Raw genomic sequence first — 18,686 nt, forward strand, 5'->3', positions numbered from 1 at the left:
GGAGTTGGATTGTGTTCATAACCCTGCAAAAAGCGTGCATATCTGGCGGATATATATTAGGAAAAGAACAGGAGTTAAATGCATTTTCTCTCGAAGCGTTAACCTTAAACAAGCCCACTCTTCGAGAGAAAGGATTTTACAAGCTTATTCCACAGCCTTTTTATAACGCAACAATGCTTCTAAGAAATAATAATCGGCATAAGAAAGCGGTACATCTACTTCGCTATTTTCCGGAAGATTACCGACACTATGCTTTAGAATAAAATTACAGTTAGTTCCCGGTTCAGCAAGATAATGAGGTGAAGCTAGAGTTCGAAGTTGTTTTTCAGCTATTGAGAGATAATTTTGTCCTGTTTTCTCATCTGTAACAAAACCACTCAGCTCTACAAAAGCAGAGGCCATTATTGCACCGGCTGAAGCATCGCGATATTCATTACCGTTAGGAGCATCAAAGTCCCAATAAGGAATACCATCAACCGGAAGACGTGAAAGAAGCATATCGGCAATATTTTCTGCGTGTTCCAAATACTTTTCATCTCCGGTCATGCGAAACATCATTGTATAGCCATAAAGTGCCCAGGCTTGCCCTCTCCCCCATGATGATTCATTGGCATAACCCTGTACTGTTTGCTGGCTACGCACATGTCCATCTTCAGGATCATAATCTACCAGATGATAAGAAGAATAATCTTTACGGAAATGATTTTTAAGGGTAGTATTTGCATGTGTACGAGCTATATATTCCAAAGTATCATTATCAAAGGTTTTCGATGCAAACATCAGCAATTCCAAATTCATCATATTATCAATGATAACAGGGTATTTCCAACCACGGCGCAAGAAATCCCAGCTTCGGGTTACTCCAGTTACAGAACTAAAGCGGGTCGCCAATGATTGTGCCCCTTGATAAAGAACTTTCTTATAATCTTCATTTCCCGTGAGACGAAAACCATTACCATAACTACAATTTAACTGGAAACCTACATCATGGTCATTGGTTACGTATTGAATAGGATCCAGTTTCAACGTATTCTTTTCGGCCAATGTCTTCACGGCTTCATTTTGAGTATACTCATAAATATACCAGAGTGAACCGGGATAAAACCCGCTACACCACCAATAAATTGTCGAAGATTTGAATGTACTGTCCGGAGCTATAGACTGCGGTAAAGTAGTACTTTCCAAACGAGTATCCATTGTCAAATACTGCTGTTCAGCAACGGTAAATACACGTGCCGTCAATGCATCCATTGATTCCTGTTTCGAACACGAAACAAGGAAACCAATTAAACTTAATAAGAGCCATTTCTTTTTCATAAATCCTTTTTATAATTTAATTAACAAATAATTCATCTGATAAGATTTAATGTCACTTTCAACAAATTCTTCCGGTTTGCAGGAAGATAAGTTTCAAAACCTACACGCATACTTCCCGGATTAGGTTCATCAAAAACATGGAGGGGGGCATTTGACCAAAGTTTCATTTCAACATCATCCGGTGCAGCCACGGTAAGCAACATTCGGTGTCCATCCTTAGCCAATTCTATTTGATTCTTACCGATGATTTTTGCTTCAGTCGGTGTTACCATAATCCAAGTTACCAAAGCCTCTTTTTCTCCCGTAACCAGTTCATCTTTCACAATCAGATCATCTTCTTCATTCAGATAAATGATGCGAACAACTTTTTCCATATCATCAGCAAAAACGCTTGTAAGATTTACTTCTGCCCCTTTCCTATCTTCACTTTTATATATTCTGCTTATGGGAGCATAACTATTCACTAAATGCCGCTTATTATTTATCGTAAGCGTATTATGTGCCATATTACCAAGACGGAACACTTCCCACCGTTGGCCTTCTTGAGACTGATCCCATAAATTTACTCCTCTACTCTCCAGACTTAAATAATTTTGCATACCGAGATCTATCCCCCAGCGTATTCCCTCCCTTTCATAAATAAACGAACCGGCATCCATATGCGCATGAGAAGTTAAGGGAGAACCTCCTTTTACGGCCAGATAGCTATCCTTTTTACTATTCCATCCGCCACGATAAATAAAAACCGGTGTCTTTCCACCATTATGCCAAAAACGACAGGAAGGCGGTTGTATATTACTCAAATCCTGATGAGCACAAAAAATCAACAGACAGGGCAATAAACGATCTTCTGCAAAACTAACTGAAGGATCCTCTAAATATTGATTTTCTAACCATAGTAAAGATAAATCCCCCATTTTCTTAGCAAACCAAAACATCATCATATTACATCTCACTCCATTAACAGCATCCGAAAAATTAAAGTATTCGCCACTTGGAGCTGTCATAAATTCCATAAAGCGAGCTGATTCCAAAAAACCGGGATATTCGGATAGCCCGGCATCTGTCCCCAATGCACTTTCAAGGGCAGCAATAAGTAACACCTGAAAACTGGGTACCATATCCCCAATAATGAAAGCCCTCCGGATATCCTCCATCCGGTCCATAAGCCACTAAAACTTTAGGATTAGTCAACAAGCACTTCTCTATAATTTTTTTTGCCTTATCCGGCACATCCTCAAAAACTGCAAGCGCACCACACAATAAACCACCATTACAAACAGAATTCCAGTTAGATACCGCCCTGTAAAACCATTCATCAGGAGCAGCGGCATCCAGACCTTTTTCTACAATTGCGTCACGTACTATAGAACGTATTTCCGGTTCCAAATACTCATAAAGCCAATCATAACCTATGGATAATGCTAACACCATTTCTCCCACGTCCAAAAAGTGAGATGGATTCCAATCTGGAAAACGGCTTACCGAAAGCATTTCTTGTGTCGCACGATAAGCATACTTTTCTTCCTTCGTCATGCGATAGGCATATGAAAGATAGAAAATCCGTTTTAATGCCAAACGGGAAACACCCAGCAACCGCTTCCCTTCCATAACTCGTTCCGCCATTTGTTGGATGAGTATCTCATCAGATTCTTTCAAAATACGCTCATGAACCTTCAATAACGATGGGAAGCTTGTTATTGACCTCTTCACAGCTTCTTCTCCTCCTTGCGTTAATAATAAACGAGGATGAGGGTTCATTCTTTCATAATCCAAAGACTGCGCACACAGCACTAAAGAATAAAAAACTAAAACTGACAATAAGATTGTTCGCTGTAGACGAGGTTTACAAAAAAGGAATAAATATATCATCATATTAATTACTTAAAAGTTCAACAACATGACAAATATCACAATATTATAGAATAATATAGAATCATTATCTGCAAAATCGACGGGAACGTTTTCCTTAACTAAAGCTAACCATCTTTCTGTGCAAGGTATGCAAAAGTATGTTTTTACATAGGAATAATCAACTATATAACAAGCTATTAACATTAAAAAACTACAAAATCGTTCCCGATGATTTTCATCATTCTTTGCATAAGTTATCATATTATTTCAGAGATTTGCATGTGTAACTCAATATATAACATAAAACAAATCTAAAATGAGCAGAATAGAAACAACATTATTATCCAGCAATTTTGAGGTTGAAAATCATAAAGTTGCAATCAGTAAAAGCCTAATAAATATCTAAATACTAATTATTATTCAGTTATATGAAAAACAATTTATCACATCCATGCATGTGGCAGCAAGGTCACACACGATGCTATCGTCTGGCCCAATCAGTAGTTCTGACTGCTTTGTTGGGCATTGGCACAGTACAAGCTGGTCAGCCCTTCATTACGACATCCCTTTCAACGCAGATTCATAGTGTTGCTTCGGAACAACAAACGGGCAATATATCAATAAAAGGGCATGTAGTAGATAACAAGGGAGAAATCCTTATTGGCGTTACTGTCATGGTAAAAGGTACCAATAACGGTGTCATCACAGATATGAATGGTAACTTTACCATTACCGCAAAAAACGGCCAAACACTGGTTCTTTCTTATATCGGATACAAAGATGTGGAAGTCAAAGTGCAGCAAAGCAATCTGAACATTACAATGCAGGAAGACGCTCAAGCACTCGACGAAGTTGTAGTTATCGGATATGGTACAGCTAAAAAGAAGGATTTAACCGGTGCTATTTCAAACATTCGTCCGACCGACTTAAAAGCAGAAATGCCCCGTAATATGCACGACTTATTGCGTGCTAATGCTGCCGGTCTGAACATCTCAGTCAACAACGAAGCAAAAGGTGGCGGCGACTTCCTTATACGTGGTAAAGGTACTTTAAAAGCCGGTTCACAACCGTTACTTGTTGTAGACGGAGTTATTTATAATGGCGAACTTAGCGAATTGAACCCCAACGACATCATTTCAATCGACGTACTGAAAGATGCCAGTTCTGCTGCTGTATATGGTGCAAAAGCAGCAAACGGAGTCATTGCTATCACTACACAGAAAGGTATAGCAGGCAGCAAGCCAGTGATTAACGTCAATACAAGTTGGGGATTAGTCACTCCTATTAAGAGCCGCAAACTCAGAAACGCCGAGCAATTTCTTGATTTCCGTCAAGCATACGAAATCGGTAGGCAAACGGATGAATACCTTGAACAATATCCGGGAATGTATATCGATCCAAGGAAGCTTAATGGAATAGATAAAGTAGACTGGTACAATTATGACCAGAAGGATAAAGTTACGTCTGTATCAGAAGAAGAACTAATAACGAAATGGTTGTCACGTCTGGACCTATCTACCCCTGAAATCAATAATTATTTCAATGGTAAACTAACCAATTGGCAAGATTTGATGTTAAACAATGCAGTACAACAAAACTACAACGTCAGCATTAGCAAAAAAGGTGAAGATTACCAATACTATTGGTCCATTGGCTATATGGACAATGAAGGTATCAAAGATGGTGATGCGTTTAGCCGTTTCACTACCCGCCTGAATCTGGAATCCAATGTCAGCAAGTATATCACAGTGGGATTGAATATGAACTTCTCCAGCCGTGACGAAAGTGCTATTGCTGTCGATACTAAAGCTTTGACATGGTTTTCTCCGTATTGTAGTAATGATGTTAACAATCCAGAAAGTGCTAACCAGCACTATCCTAATGGTTCAAACACCATCGCCAACCCATTCTATGACCGTAAATATACAGATAAGAAACAGGTATACATGAATCTGGACGGAACTATCTACGGACGCCTGAATTTACCATTCGGTTTCTCTTACCAGATGAACTTTACTCCGCGCTTGGCCTGGAACGAAAGTTTTGAGCACAAATCAGCCAAGAATGATGCTTGGGCAGGAGAAGGAGGCTCTTCCTTCCGCCAGCATAATAAAGCTTTCAACTGGCAGGTAGACAATGTCTTCAACTGGAAATATGAGTTCTTCGATAAACATAAAGTAGAAGCTACTTTCCTAGTCAACGCCGAAAAATCACAAAGTTGGATGACTAAGAGTACTAACAAGGGATACAATCCGAGTGACGCATTAGGCTATCATGGTATCCACTTGGGCAACAATCCTACTGCATTGAGTACTGACCAATACACTACCGGTGATGCTTTAATGGGACGTCTATTCTACTCCTTTAGCAATAAATATATGTTGACTGCTTCTGTTCGTCGTGACGGTTACTCAGCTTTCGGTATGATGAACCCACGTGCTACATTCCCTGCCGTTGCTTTGGCATGGGTATTCACAGAAGAAAAATTCATGAAGAAAACCTCCTCATGGCTAAGTTATGGTAAATTACGCTTCTCTTGGGGTGAAAATGGAAATAGAGACATTGGTATCTATGCCGCTCTCGCGGAACTGACTTCTAATCCGACTTGTTGGATCGATGGAAGTGGTAAGTTTTATACCACAACTTATACGTTGAACCAAAAAATGCCCAATAGCAAGTTAAAATGGGAACGTGCTAAATCATATAATATAGGTTTGGACTTCGGACTCTTCGGAGATATCTTAAGCGGTTCTATCGAAGTATACAAGAAAATGACCAATGATTTGCTCATGGACCGTGCAATCCCACCCATCACCGGCTTCAGCAAAGTATTGAGTAATATGGGACAACTCCAGAATACAGGTTTTGAATTGACATTGAATGCCAACATCATGAGACGCAAAAACTTTGAATGGAGTGCTACAGGCAACTTTTCACTCAACCGCCGTAAGATTAAGCACTTGTACGGTAACATGAAGAATATTCTTGATGCTGACGGTAATATCATCGGTCAGGTGGAAGACGATGATATCACTAACAAATGGTTTATTGGTGAGGACCCAGACCGCATTTGGGATTATGTAGGAGATGGTGTATGGCAACAAGATGAAGCTGAAGAAGCTGCAAAATATGGTTGTCAGCCGGGTGACTTTAAATATCTGGACCTCAATGAAAATGGGAAATTGGATCAGGATGACAAGAGACATCAGAAATATACGACTCCCCGCTTCCGCTGGACATTACGTAACAATTTCCAATTGTTCAACGATTTGGATGTTTCATTCATGTTGTACTCTTTATGGGGACACCATGGTTCATATGCTGATGCCGCCAACAATAACTTCGATGCTTCTATCAGTTGCGGTTACGATCAGCCTTACTGGACACCGGAAAATCCGATTAATGACTATGCACGTATCGGTTCAAAGAATTTAGGAACACATTATGTAAACAAGTCATTTATCCGTTTGGACAATATCACAGTTTCATATCGCCTGCCACAAAAATGGACAAAAGTTGTGGGTATCCAAGATTTACGCTTCAACGCATCCATTCATAATGTAGCAGTCTTTGCTCCTCATTACGACGGCTGGGATCCTGAATCAAACAGCCCAATGGGAAGAACATTCAATTTCGGTATTAACTTTACACTCTAATTTGAAAGAACAATGAAAAAGAACAGAATATTCAAAACTATCAGTGGTGCCGCTTTATGTACGGCACTACTAACCGGATGTAGCGAAAGCTGGTTGGAACCTAAACCCCTCTCTTTCCTCACTCCTGAAAATGCATACGTTGATGCTGACGGTCTGCTCACTTCTCTGGCAGCAGCCGAGCGTTCCATGCGTCATGAATACTTTGGAAACGGAAGTGGATATACTTGTGAACTTATCTTCTCCGACCTCTGCATCAGCGGAACGACTGATAAAGCAGGACCCTTGCAGGATATGGATCGCCAATTAATGCCGGATGCGAACTTTAATAATGCAGAAAACTCCTATTTGACATCACATAACTGGGATGAGAACTGGAATCAAATAAAATATACGAATGTAGTACTTTCACGTATGAAAGATACAAAATTCGTGAATGAAGCTGAAAAGAACAAAGTATTAGGTACAGGTTACTTCCAACGTTGTTACAGATACTGGCGACTAATCAACCAGTTCGGGGATGTCCCCTTCATTGATGTCGAAGTCACATACCCACGGTATGATTTTAATACATGTGACCGTTGGAGCATCTTGCGTCGTATGAAAAAAGAACTGGAATTTGCATACCAATGGGTACCCGAACAAGTAGACCGTGGACACACCACAAAATCGGCCTGTGGCGTACTGTTGATGAAAGTCTATATGTCATTGGGAGAATTCGACAATGCTATCAAAGTTGGAAATGCAATCGTAGCTAAACACCCACTGATGGTCAACCGTTTTACTTCCACTAAAAACAATCATCCCAACCTGATGTTTGATCTGCATAGCGTAGAAGCCAAAAGTGATCCGGCCAACACAGAAGGTATATTATATGGTGTATCCGAACCGAATAATGCCAGTGGCACAGGTTCTGCAAAAACAGAAATCATGGCTAACTGTGTTCCTATGTGGAATAATAACGTAGTAAAAACTCCGAGTGGTAAAACTGGTTTCGCCGTCACTCCCGACAGCAAAGACGTTACAGCCGGCATTGTGGAAGACGTGAACAAAACATATGGACGAGGCATTGCCCGTGTACGCCCCACCAACTACTTCCAATATACCATCTGGACAGAGAAAGAGAAAAATGACTTACGTGGCCGCTACAACCACGATAGCTGGAGACGTATGGAAGACCTAATTTATAATGACCCGGCCCTGAAGAAAGCTAATGATCCCTGGTATGGAAAGAAGGCAGTAAAACCAGTGAATATGTCTTGCGGTGATTCAATCCGCTGCTGGTTTTCATGGCCGCACTACAAAGTTTATATTCCGGATCCGACAGCAGGTAGCGGTCAATGGAAAGGTGGTTCAAGCCCTATTTACCTGATGCGTAGTGCCGAAGTTTACCTGATGCTTGCCGAATGCTATTATTGGAAAGATAATCTGAGTGAAGCAGCCAATATGCTGAATATAGTCCGTAACCGTGCAGGCGCCAATCCGCTGACTGCTCAAAACATCAATATCGGTGAAATTCTGAACGAACGTGCACGTGAACTTTATTACGAAGAACATCGTCACATTACATTGGTTCGTATCGCTTATACATACGCACTGACAGGTAAACCTTGTGAAATATTCAACGGACGTACCTACAAAATGGAAAACTTATGTGGTCCAAAGGGAGCCAGCAACTTGAAAGATGCCGGATACAATTTCTGGTTCGACTGGATCAGTCAACATAACAATTTCTATAACAAAGGTGTAAAGAACAGATTTGCTGAATACACCATGAGTGTTCATCACATGTTATGGCCTATTCCTAACAAAGATATCAGAGCCAACACCAATGGGCACATTAATCAAAATAATGGTTATTTAGGTTGTGAAAATAATGTAACTCCCTTGCAGGTACCCGAAGAAGGCCAGTTCATGAAAGATTAATCGTGGATATCCACTTTTATGAAAAATTGCCCCTGCCACATAATATTTGTAGCAGGGGTAAATTTTATAATTTACAAAGAATAAAGATATGTATAAGCTTTTATATAACATTTCATTTGCCGAATTGAAAAGAGAATGGTTACTATTGTTAATAATCAATTTCTGTATAGCACCCATAGAAATGCTGGCAAACTATAAGATTGAATCCTCCAATTATATTTTAAGAATAGCATCCAAAGATAAAGGAAGGTTGTTGTTGCAAAACAAACAATCGGAGACATTGGTGCAACTCGGTGAGCTGAAGTTTGGTCGGTGGTCTCAACAGAAACTCGAAAACAATTGTAAATATGAAATAACTGAGGTGAATGGGGCAAGTGCCATTCGTATCCATTATTTTTTTCCTCCATCAGTACCGACTTCGATGAAACTTACAGGTACATTCATAGTGCATCAAGACCGGGTGGACGTACAGTATTTGCTTTCAGGAGTTCCCGAAAAGTACAAGGCTGACTGGAAAGGATGGCAGTTCCGTTTTTGCCTGCCCGAAAACGCCGGTACTCAAAAACTTCCGGAAGCCAAATTGGGGATATGGCAGCGGGATGCTAAAGGAGGACTTCCGTTAGAAACAGCCGATGCCAAAATATTCCCGTTTTTGATAAAAAACCGCTTGCTTTGCCTTACTTATGGAGCCGATAACAAAGTCGACTCAAATTGGCAAAGCGAGGACTACAGACATACGATTCTATCTCGTCAAGAAGACGGCAACTATTTCACTCAGTTCTCAATCCTATTTCCTCCTTATGGATGGCCTTACGAAGCTATCAGTGCAAAATGGCAGAAACGTCCATTTGCCTTAACACTCACCACAGAGAAAGTCTATAACTGGTGGGAGGACGCAACTGCTCCAATCGGCGTACAAGCTAAAATCATCAATACGTCACCAGTTCCACAAAAATGCATACTTAAGTATTGGATTCGTGACTATGACGGAAATTACATAGTGAATGACTCCAAAAAATACTTCTTAGAAACAGGAGAAGTACAAGTTCACCCCATTGAATTTACAGCAGACACAGAACGGGAAATTTATTTTGTAGAAGTCTCCGTTGAAGATGAAAACGGAAAAGAACAGATTTTCTCGAGGACAAGTCTGGCTATATTGCCTCCTCATGAGTTTAAAGCCACACCCGATGAAAACATTATGGGGCTTTCAGCCTATTGGGCCATTCCCGATTCCATGAATCTAAAACGTTTATTAAACCGGATGGGAGTCCGATGGGTACGTAACGGAATCACCAGCAGTTTCAAAAACATAGAAGCCACATTTCACAATAACATAGACTGGAAGAAGAAATGGAAAGATACAGAGCGGGAAGAATTGATACGTTCCTTTTTCCGAAAGATTGTGAAGAATGGGAACAAAATATGGGAATTTGGCAATGAACTGAACATGAGTTCACCGGACATTGCCGGTGCCGGTGAAGGCATTGGTAAGGCTAGTTTGGCCGAAGCATATATAGAGTGGTTGAAAGCCATACGCAAAGTTCAAAAAGAAAAAACTGAATGGCAGAACATTCAGATTATCTCATTCGGAATAGCAGGTGCAGATGAGGTCTTCCTGGAAAAGATTGTAGAATTAGGAGGATGGGACTTACTGGACGGAATCGCATTGCATCCGGGCAGAGGTAATTTTACACCTGATTTTCCGGTAATCGCTCCTTGGGAAGATTTCAAGAAGCCCGCTTTCGGATATCAATACTGGAATTATTACGGTTCTATCCGAGTAGTCAAGAACTTCATACAAAAGCATGGAGGCGACAAAGATTTGTACCTCACCGAAATATATGCGCTTGATTATCCCAATCATTCATGGAATGACACTCCTCGCGAGGCGGCGGAGAATTTATTATTATCATATGCGCTTGCAGCGGCAGAGGGAGTAAAGAATGCACTTTACTATCAGCTATTTAACTCCGTATGGTTCGACCATTTAGGAGTAAATGCCACTAACCGGGAGTATTTCTTTGGGATGATCAACCGAGATTTAAGCTTCAAGCCTTCTTTGATGGCCTTTTGCAACACGGCTGAAGTATTGGATAAAGCCACATTCAAAGGCTGGATACGGATGGACGAAAAGCATCCGTTCAGCAGAGGAATTTTATTTGATACTCCTCGGGGAAGCATGGCTGTACTTTGGGACAGGACAGAAGGAAATATCCTGACTCATCCCAACGGAGATATTTTTCCGGAACCTTGGGTAAGCTCATGGAAAACAAAAAAGAGACTGACATTGCCAAGCAATGTTCCAGAGGTCACCTTACTGAATGCCATCGGACAAAAACAGATAGTCCCTACTACCAATAATCAGGTAACTATAGAATTGACTGGTGCTCCTTGCGTAATATACGGAATAGATGCATCACGAATTCAGCTTTATCATTAATCAAGGATACCATAAAGTTTAAAAGATTAAGAATAATATAAACTATTTACTATGAATACTCAAAAAAAGATTACAGGAATATTGTGCTTCTTACAGTGTTTTGTACTTACGGTGTTGGCTGAAAGTCTTCCTAAAGACACTATCTTCAGATATCTTGCTTCTAAAGCAAATTATGAAGAAGAAAACATTCCGAATTACGACCTACCTAATCCATTGATAATGAAAAACGGAAGCACTATAAATACCCTGAAACAATGGAACCAAAAACGCAGGCCGGAACTACTCCGGCTCTTCGAAACGGAAATGTTCGGCAAAGCACCTAAACATCCGAAAGATATGCACTTCAAAATTCTGACAGAAGACAAAAATGCGTTAGGCGGTATAGCTACACGTAAGGAAGTTTCGGTTTACCTGACAAAAAGTGACAAACACTACTTTACAGTCCTCATATATATTCCAAACAAGCGTTCAGGAGCAGTTCCTCTATTCTTCGGATTAAACTTCAAAGGTAACCATACCATCAGCCTAGATCCCGGTATATCCTATCCAACTCCCGAAAAACAAAAAGAATTTTTATGGAAGAGACTGCCTCCCCGAGGCATTGCAGCTGCCCGATGGCCCATTGAGATGCTAATGGAAAACGGATACGCCCTTGCCACAATCTATCGCGGAGACATTGACCCCGATTTTGATGATGCATTTAAAAATGGAGTTCACCCTCTATTCTACAAAAAAGGACAACATCATCCGGCTAACGACGAATGGGGAACCATAGCCGCGTGGGCATGGGCCATGAGCTGTGCGATGAACTATTTCGAAACAGACAAAGATATCAACACATCCCAAGTAGCCGTGTTCGGACATTCACGGCATGGTAAAGCCGCCTTATGGGCAGGAGCCACAGACCAACGTTTTGCTATGATTATCTCCAATTGCTCCGGTTGCGGAGGGGCCGCCCTTTCCCGACGTGCAATCGGAGAAACCATTCAAGCCATCAACCAACAGTTTCCCCATTGGTTTTGTCGCAACTTCCGGAAATACAACAGCAAAGAGAACACGCTTCCTTTTGACCAGCATGAGTTAATAGCTCTTTTAGCCCCACGTCCAGTTTATATTGCCAGCGCCACCGAAGACCAATGGGCCGACCCTAAAGGAGAATTCCTATCCGGAGTACATGCTAGTCCGATATATGAGTTTATATTCGGAGCAAAGGGGCTAGATGCCCAAGAGATGCCTCCAAGCGATACTCCTCTACAAGACGGTAGTATCGCCTACCACATTCGTTCTGGCAGGCACGACATCACTCTATATGACTGGAAACAGTATGTGAAGTTTGCAGATAAATGGTTCAGAAAGTGACCTAACACCGAGGCATATGGGGCATGGCTCGCAAGATAGATAGAAATGTTACCCAAGCAAAAAGATTGCTTTGTGTAACACTTCTATCTTAAGGATAATATAAACTGTCCTATTGTTTGATAATCTTCTTGGTTATGCGTTCGACACCATTTATGTCGAAGACTGCGTAATAGATTCCTGCATTGATTCCAGTCACGTTTATGCTGTGTTCCAAGGCATTACCTGATACCGGAATTGATTGACTTACAATCTGCTGCCCGATTACATTATAAATATAGAGATGCATTTGCTCGATGTCCGACTGAAAATTAGCTTTGATGAACAATCGATCCTTTACTGGATTGGGACTTATTTGTATATCTTTCCCGTTGACGTAAAGATTCTCTACGCCGGTCGGTGCATCTCCGTGAAGCTGTATCTGAGAGGCATCCATGCCGTAAATAATAACAGGAGCTCCGGTTAGAGTTATTGTAGCTTTATGGTCTTTCACCGGGATTGATTCTTTTTGTCCGATGGCATTCAATACCGTAATGCTTTCTTCTTTGCAGGGCAAAGTCAGTTCCGTTTGTATATTCCATGAACTGATCCAAGGTTCCGGAGAACTGTTCCCATTGGGACGTGGAAGTATATCGCCTTCTATTCTATCCCAAATAATACTCATAGGACCTTTAGGCGTATCGAACATGATTCCTTTGCTGAAAGGATTATTTTCACTAAACTTGATCCATCCTTTGAAACGAGCCCCATCCAACGCTTCGGATATATTGCAGTAGGCCATGAGGGAAGGCTTGAAACTTAGATCGCGGTTGATTAGACCAAAGAAATATTCACGGTTGTCTTCTCTCACGCCTAATTGATTGTTCCATACTGAATTGAATAGCTGGTAATAGAGTGCATTCTTTACTCCTTCAGCAGCGGCAAGTGCAAATGAGAGGACCACGTTCTCGGCTGATTCGCGGGGAGTGTCATTCCATGAATGGTTCGGAAAGTCAAGTGCGTAGACTTCCGTCAGGTATAAATCTTTATCATTTCCATGTGCTTTGATGAAGTTTTTGAGAATACGGATGGAACCGTAGTAATTCCAGTATTGATATCCTGAAGAAGGTTTCTCAAATTCATTCCATGGAACTGTTACAGGATAATCGGGAGTAAAGTTACCTCTTCCTGGATGAAGTGCTATTCCATCCAGCAATTCCCAACCTCCTAGTGTGACGAGTTTTTCCAGGAATACTTCGTCAGTACCGGCAAAACCGAAAGATATAATTTTAATTTTTTGCCATTCCGTTTTTTCTGACTGTATCTTGCGGATAGCTTTTAACCATTTCACATAAGACTCGGCCAATAGTGCTTTTCCGATACCTTCACCGGCTCCACCTATATCAGGAGAACTCATATTCAATTCATTGCCAAACTCCCAAATTTTGTTTCCGTTCTTCACTATTTCTTGGAAGCAGGTTCGGATTTGTTTATCTCGTTCTATATCACTCCACTTTTTTGTCCAGTCGATATTGTTATGATACATTGCTTCGATATTCTTGAAACTGCTGTTAATTCCGTTTCTTACCCATCTGACCCCCATTCTGTTGAGTAACCGTTTCAATTCTGTTGAGTCGGGGATAGCCCAGTAAGCGGAAAGTCCCATGATGTTTTCATCAGAAGTAGATGTGAATTCGTGTGGAGGGAGGAGCCCTATATTCGTTCTGTGAAATACTTGCTCCTTGCCAGTTTCATCCTCGATGGAAGCCTCTACAAAGTAGATTTCTCTTTCGCTTTCGGGGGTGAACTCAATGGGATAGACCTGTAGCTGACCGGCTTCTAAAGTAAGTGAACGGCTTTCATTGACAACATAATTTCCGGCATAGTCTCTGATCCAATATTTGAGTGTACAATTTTTCTTCTCTTGGGAAGTGTTGGCCAGATTTACTTTTACGCTTAATGTTCCGGATGCATTTTCCCACCAATTGTAAGGTTTATCGGTGCTGAGAGTTAATGCAAAGGGACGTCCTTTCCATTGGGCACAGATGGCTTCGTACGGCCAGTCCGAAGAAGCCACCAGTACGGAGAACTTCGTGGAATAGGAACCGTCTTTATTATCAATTAAGACGGTATGCCTGTACCAGTCGTCCTTCCAACTGGAATTAGCCTTATTCTCAGGACCATAGGCCAGACATATTATTTTATCTTTTATGAGGAATGGGAAGAAATTGGAATCTGCGGCTTCAATGGGCAATCCTCCTTGTGCATCCCGTTGCCATAAGCCGAGTTTGGCCTCTGGCAATATTTGGGTATTTGCCTTGTTGGAGAGTATGAAGCGAAATTGTGAGCCTCCCCAGTTGGTGACATATCCGGTAGGAACACCGGAAACCCAATATTGGACGTCTACCCGGTCGGGACGTGCAATGAAGGTTCCGGTCAGTGTAATGGAAGAAGGTACAGATGAAGGAAAAGTGTAGGTGGCGCGGATGGCCTGATATCCGTTTACTTCAATGATTTCATAACTGCATGTATTTTCCATTGTGATGGCAGGTGTCCATCCGAACTTTAGTTTTCCGAGTTGAATCAGGTTTTCAGATTCCTTGTTTTTGATGTACAAAGTCTCTGTGTTTGTGCCTGATGCTTGCAGGATGTAATTGGGCATCTCAATTTTGTATAAAGTTTGCGCATTTAATGGTGCAATGCACAGACTTATCAAACATAATATCCAAATTCGTTTTAATTTGTGAACTGATTGAGGGAGTAGTGTCTTTTTCTGCATAAATTTTAGTAATTTAGTGATTATACAATTACAGCCGGAAACTGGCTGGCAAGACAAAACTAAGGATTTGAAACAGGTTGTTCAAAGAAACAGGGATAAATCATCGGAAACGATTTCATGAGAAAATGCAAGGATAAAAAAAAGAGGATGCATTTCTGTCTGCGCGTTTTCAACCAGGCAATGCTATATTTTTTTCATAAGTATTATGTATGAATTCAACAACATTGCAAATACCGAATCTTTACCAAACCCAATAATTTACAACTAAATCATCGGGAGCGTTTTCTGAAATACAGATTTGCAAAATATATCAAAAAGAAAGCAATTCAATAAACAATGCAATCTTCTTTTATGTACTTTTGTATGTACTACTGCCACATAGAAGCAGACATTACAAACTTGAACATTCCATAAGTATGAAAAAAATAATTCTAACCAGCATCTTACTTTTGTTGTATGGAACACTTCTTCCGGCACAAGACATCGAACAAAATGTAGAAGAACGGCTACAAGCTTTCTTTAAAGAATATACCACCAATACGATAAATATAGGTACTTGCAAGTTGGACAGTTTCCGTATCGACTTCCGAAAAAAGAGGTTGCTCATCTATACAAACGAACGCTTTGCCTACCAGCCCTTACGACCAGTAACAGTAGATGCCATTTATCGGCATTTGGGACAAATCTTGCCAGGACCGGTAAGTTATTTCAAAATAACCCTTTTTGCAAACGGACGAAGCATTGAAGACCTCATTCCAAATCTTTACCGGAAAGGGAAGGAAGACAAAACACGTCTATTTAATAAGCTGGAATACAAAAGCAATCCGTGGGTAACCCGCATCTCACGTCCATACGAAATTACCCGTGGATTGGAAAGAAGACATATCGCCCTTTGGCAAAGTCATGGAAAATATTATATCAACGACAAAAATACATGGGGATGGCAACGTCCACGCCTGTTTTGTACAACAGAAGACCAGTTCACACAATCATTCATTTTACCCTACCTCATACCCATGCTGGAAAATGCCGGAGCCAATGTATTCACCCCCCGTGAACGGGATACACAAAAACAGGAAGTCATCGTCGACAATGACGGAAGCCTGAATGGATATGGCGGACAAGGCTCCCTCTATTTAGAAGTCAAAAGCCGGAAAGCACGTTGGCAACAGACAAACCAACCAGGATTTGCCCAACAGAAAAGAGTATATCAAGATAACGAAAATCCTTTCATTACCGGGACAGCCCGCTATGCCCAAACCGAAAAGAAAAAGGACAAGGCTTTTGTCGAATGGGTGCCTGACATTCCTGAAACGGGGGAATATGCCGTATATGTGTCTTATCAAACTCTGCCAAACAGTGTAAGCGATGCCAAATATCTCGTATTTCACAACGGAGGTGTCACTGAATTCAAAGTGAACCAGCAAATCGGCGGAGGCACCTGGGTATATCTTGGAACATTTGCTTTTGATAAAGGCAAAAACGATTACGGCATGGTAGTACTAAGTAATGAAAGCAAAGAAAAAGGCGTTGTCTGTGCCGATGCCGTACGTTTTGGCGGAGGAATGGGAAATATCGCACGTGGTGGAGAAACCAGCGGACTACCCCGATATCTGGAAGGCTCCCGCTATTTTGCACAATGGGCAGGTATGCCCTACCGCGTTTATAGTGGACGTGAAGGGAAAGATGATATGTCCGATGATATAAACTCTCGTTCCAAAATGATTAATTATCTGTCGGGAGGTTCCATCTTCAACCCAGAAGAGCAAGGACTGGGAGTACCCTTCGAAATGGCAATGGCATTACACAGCGATGCCGGTACCAACAAAGAAGACAAAATTGTCGGAACACTCGGCATCTATACTACCAAATTCAATAAAGGATTGCTTGCCGGTGGTACCAATCGGTATGCCTCGCGTGATCTTTCCGATATCATACTCACCCAACTCCAGCGCGATATCCGCTCCAACTATGCCATAGACTGGACACGCCGCAGCTTATGGGACCGTAATTATAGTGAAACCCGCCTTCCGGCAGTGCCTTCTACTATCATCGAACTGCTTTCACATCAGAACTTTGCAGATATGCGCCTCGGTCACGACCCCAACTTTAAGTTCACCGTAGGACGTTCCATTTATAAAGCTATTCTGCAATACCTTTGCAATCAGCATGGTAAGGATTATGTGGTGCAACCACTTCCCGTAAGCAACTTTTCCATCCGCTTCGGCGATAAAAAGAATACATTGGAACTCTCCTGGAAGGGTGAGGAGGATCAACTGGAACCTACAGCCAAACCACGTGAGTACATTGTTTATACCCGAATCGGACGCGGAGGATTTGATAATGGCGTACGTGTCAGCAGCCCTTCTTATACAGCCAAAATAGAACCGGGTATTGTCTACTCTTTTAAAGTAACCGCAGCCAATCGGGGGGGAGAAAGTTTTCCGTCCGAGATTCTTGCTGCTTATAAAGCCAAGAAGGAAAAAGGACGTATACTGATTGTCAACGGCTTCGACCGTATCAGTGGACCAGCAGTCATCGATACTCCTATTGAAGCCGGATTTGATTTAACAAAAGATCCGGGCGTACCTTATCTATATGACATTTCTCTTTGCGGCGCTCAAACCGAATTCTCCCGCAAGCAAACGGAAAAGGAGTTGGGACGCAGCAGCGACGAGTGGGAAGGATTAAAAATTGCCGGAAATACCTTCGACTACTCTTTCATACACGGAAAAGCAATACAGGCAGCCGGTAATTATAGCTTTGTATCATGCAGCGATGAAGCTGTAGAAAACGGGCGCGTCCCATTGGAGGTTTATAATATTGTGGATTACATTCTTGGACTAGAGAAAGAAGATCGTCAAAGTAACCCGGCTCGTAACACGTATTATAAAACCTTTTCTTCCCCCATGCAACGCGCATTGACATCATACTGTCAGTCCGGTGGTAATCTACTTATTAGCGGTTCCTACATCGGTAGCGATATGAATAACTCGCAAGGCGACCGGGAGTTTACACAGAATCTTTTGAAATACGCCTACGGCCAATCTATCACTGACAGCTATTCAGGAAATATCAGTGGGTTGGGACGTACATTCAGTATCCCCCGCCTGCCCAACGAATATGCTTATCCCGTAACTGCTCCGGAATGTATTCTTCCTACAGGTGGTGCTTTCCCCGTATTCACGTATAATTCCGGCAATCAAAGTGCTGCCATTGCTTATCAGGGCAATTACCGCACCTTCGTCATGGGATTTCCTTTTGAAAGTATCGAGAAGGAAACGGATCGTAATGCTATCATGGCCTCTATCCTGCAATTCCTCACCACAGATTCACGCAAATAAAAATAAAAAAAGGAAGAATAATCAATGAAAGTATG

General features: G+C 41.5%; 9 protein-coding genes. 5 read left to right on the plus strand and 4 right to left on the minus strand.

All coding sequences use genetic code 11. From position 1 onward, the window contains the following. Positions 1-144: 144 nt before the first annotated feature. From BWI44_RS21250 to BWI44_RS21260, 3 genes are all read right to left on the minus strand, one after another. Positions 145-1,317, minus strand: coding sequence for a glycoside hydrolase family 88 protein (locus tag BWI44_RS21250; RefSeq protein ID WP_025831479.1), 1,173 nt, complete (start codon positions 1,315-1,317; stop codon positions 145-147). A gap of 32 nt (positions 1,318-1,349) precedes the next feature. After that, complete coding sequence (locus tag BWI44_RS21255; RefSeq protein ID WP_286816354.1) at positions 1,350-2,333, minus strand: heparinase II/III domain-containing protein; 984 nt, start codon at positions 2,331-2,333, stop codon at positions 1,350-1,352. Between the two features lie 64 nt (positions 2,334-2,397). Further along, a complete protein-coding gene (locus tag BWI44_RS21260; RefSeq protein ID WP_286816358.1) occupies positions 2,398-3,078 on the minus strand; it encodes a DUF4962 domain-containing protein in 681 nt (226 codons plus the stop codon). 521 nt (positions 3,079-3,599) lie between these two features. Here BWI44_RS21260 and BWI44_RS21265 point away from each other — a divergent pair. The 4 genes from BWI44_RS21265 to BWI44_RS21280 all read left to right on the plus strand — a co-directional run bounded on the left by BWI44_RS21265 (position 3,600) and on the right by BWI44_RS21280 (position 12,552). Continuing rightward, the gene (locus tag BWI44_RS21265) at positions 3,600-6,827 is read left to right on the plus strand and encodes a SusC/RagA family TonB-linked outer membrane protein (protein WP_229036253.1); all 3,228 of its coding nucleotides are present in this window, start codon (positions 3,600-3,602) and stop codon (positions 6,825-6,827) included. Between the two features lie 12 nt (positions 6,828-6,839). Further along, on the plus strand, positions 6,840-8,750 hold the full coding sequence (locus BWI44_RS21270; RefSeq protein ID WP_195209953.1) for a RagB/SusD family nutrient uptake outer membrane protein: 1,911 nt from the start codon (positions 6,840-6,842) through the stop codon (positions 8,748-8,750). A gap of 88 nt (positions 8,751-8,838) precedes the next feature. After that, a complete protein-coding gene (locus BWI44_RS21275; RefSeq protein ID WP_138291128.1) occupies positions 8,839-11,193 on the plus strand; it encodes a T9SS C-terminal target domain-containing protein in 2,355 nt (784 codons plus the stop codon). A 51-nt stretch (positions 11,194-11,244) separates the two neighbouring features. Beyond that, positions 11,245-12,552, plus strand: a complete 1,308-nt coding sequence (locus tag BWI44_RS21280; protein ID WP_195209954.1) for a glucuronyl esterase domain-containing protein — start codon at positions 11,245-11,247, stop codon at positions 12,550-12,552. A gap of 109 nt (positions 12,553-12,661) precedes the next feature. Here the strand turns inward: BWI44_RS21280 and BWI44_RS21285 are convergent, their stop codons facing one another. Further along, positions 12,662-15,307, minus strand: a complete 2,646-nt coding sequence (locus BWI44_RS21285) for a T9SS type A sorting domain-containing protein (protein ID WP_138291130.1) — start codon at positions 15,305-15,307, stop codon at positions 12,662-12,664. A 416-nt stretch (positions 15,308-15,723) separates the two neighbouring features. On the opposite strand from BWI44_RS21285, the gene BWI44_RS21290 reads away from it, so the two are divergent. After that, positions 15,724-18,651, plus strand: coding sequence for a golvesin C-terminal-like domain-containing protein (locus tag BWI44_RS21290; RefSeq protein ID WP_195209955.1), 2,928 nt, complete (start codon positions 15,724-15,726; stop codon positions 18,649-18,651). Positions 18,652-18,686 lie beyond the last annotated feature (35 nt).

The organism is Bacteroides sp. Phil13, assembly GCF_001940965.1.
Lineage (GTDB): Bacteria > Bacteroidota > Bacteroidia > Bacteroidales > Bacteroidaceae > Bacteroides > Bacteroides intestinalis.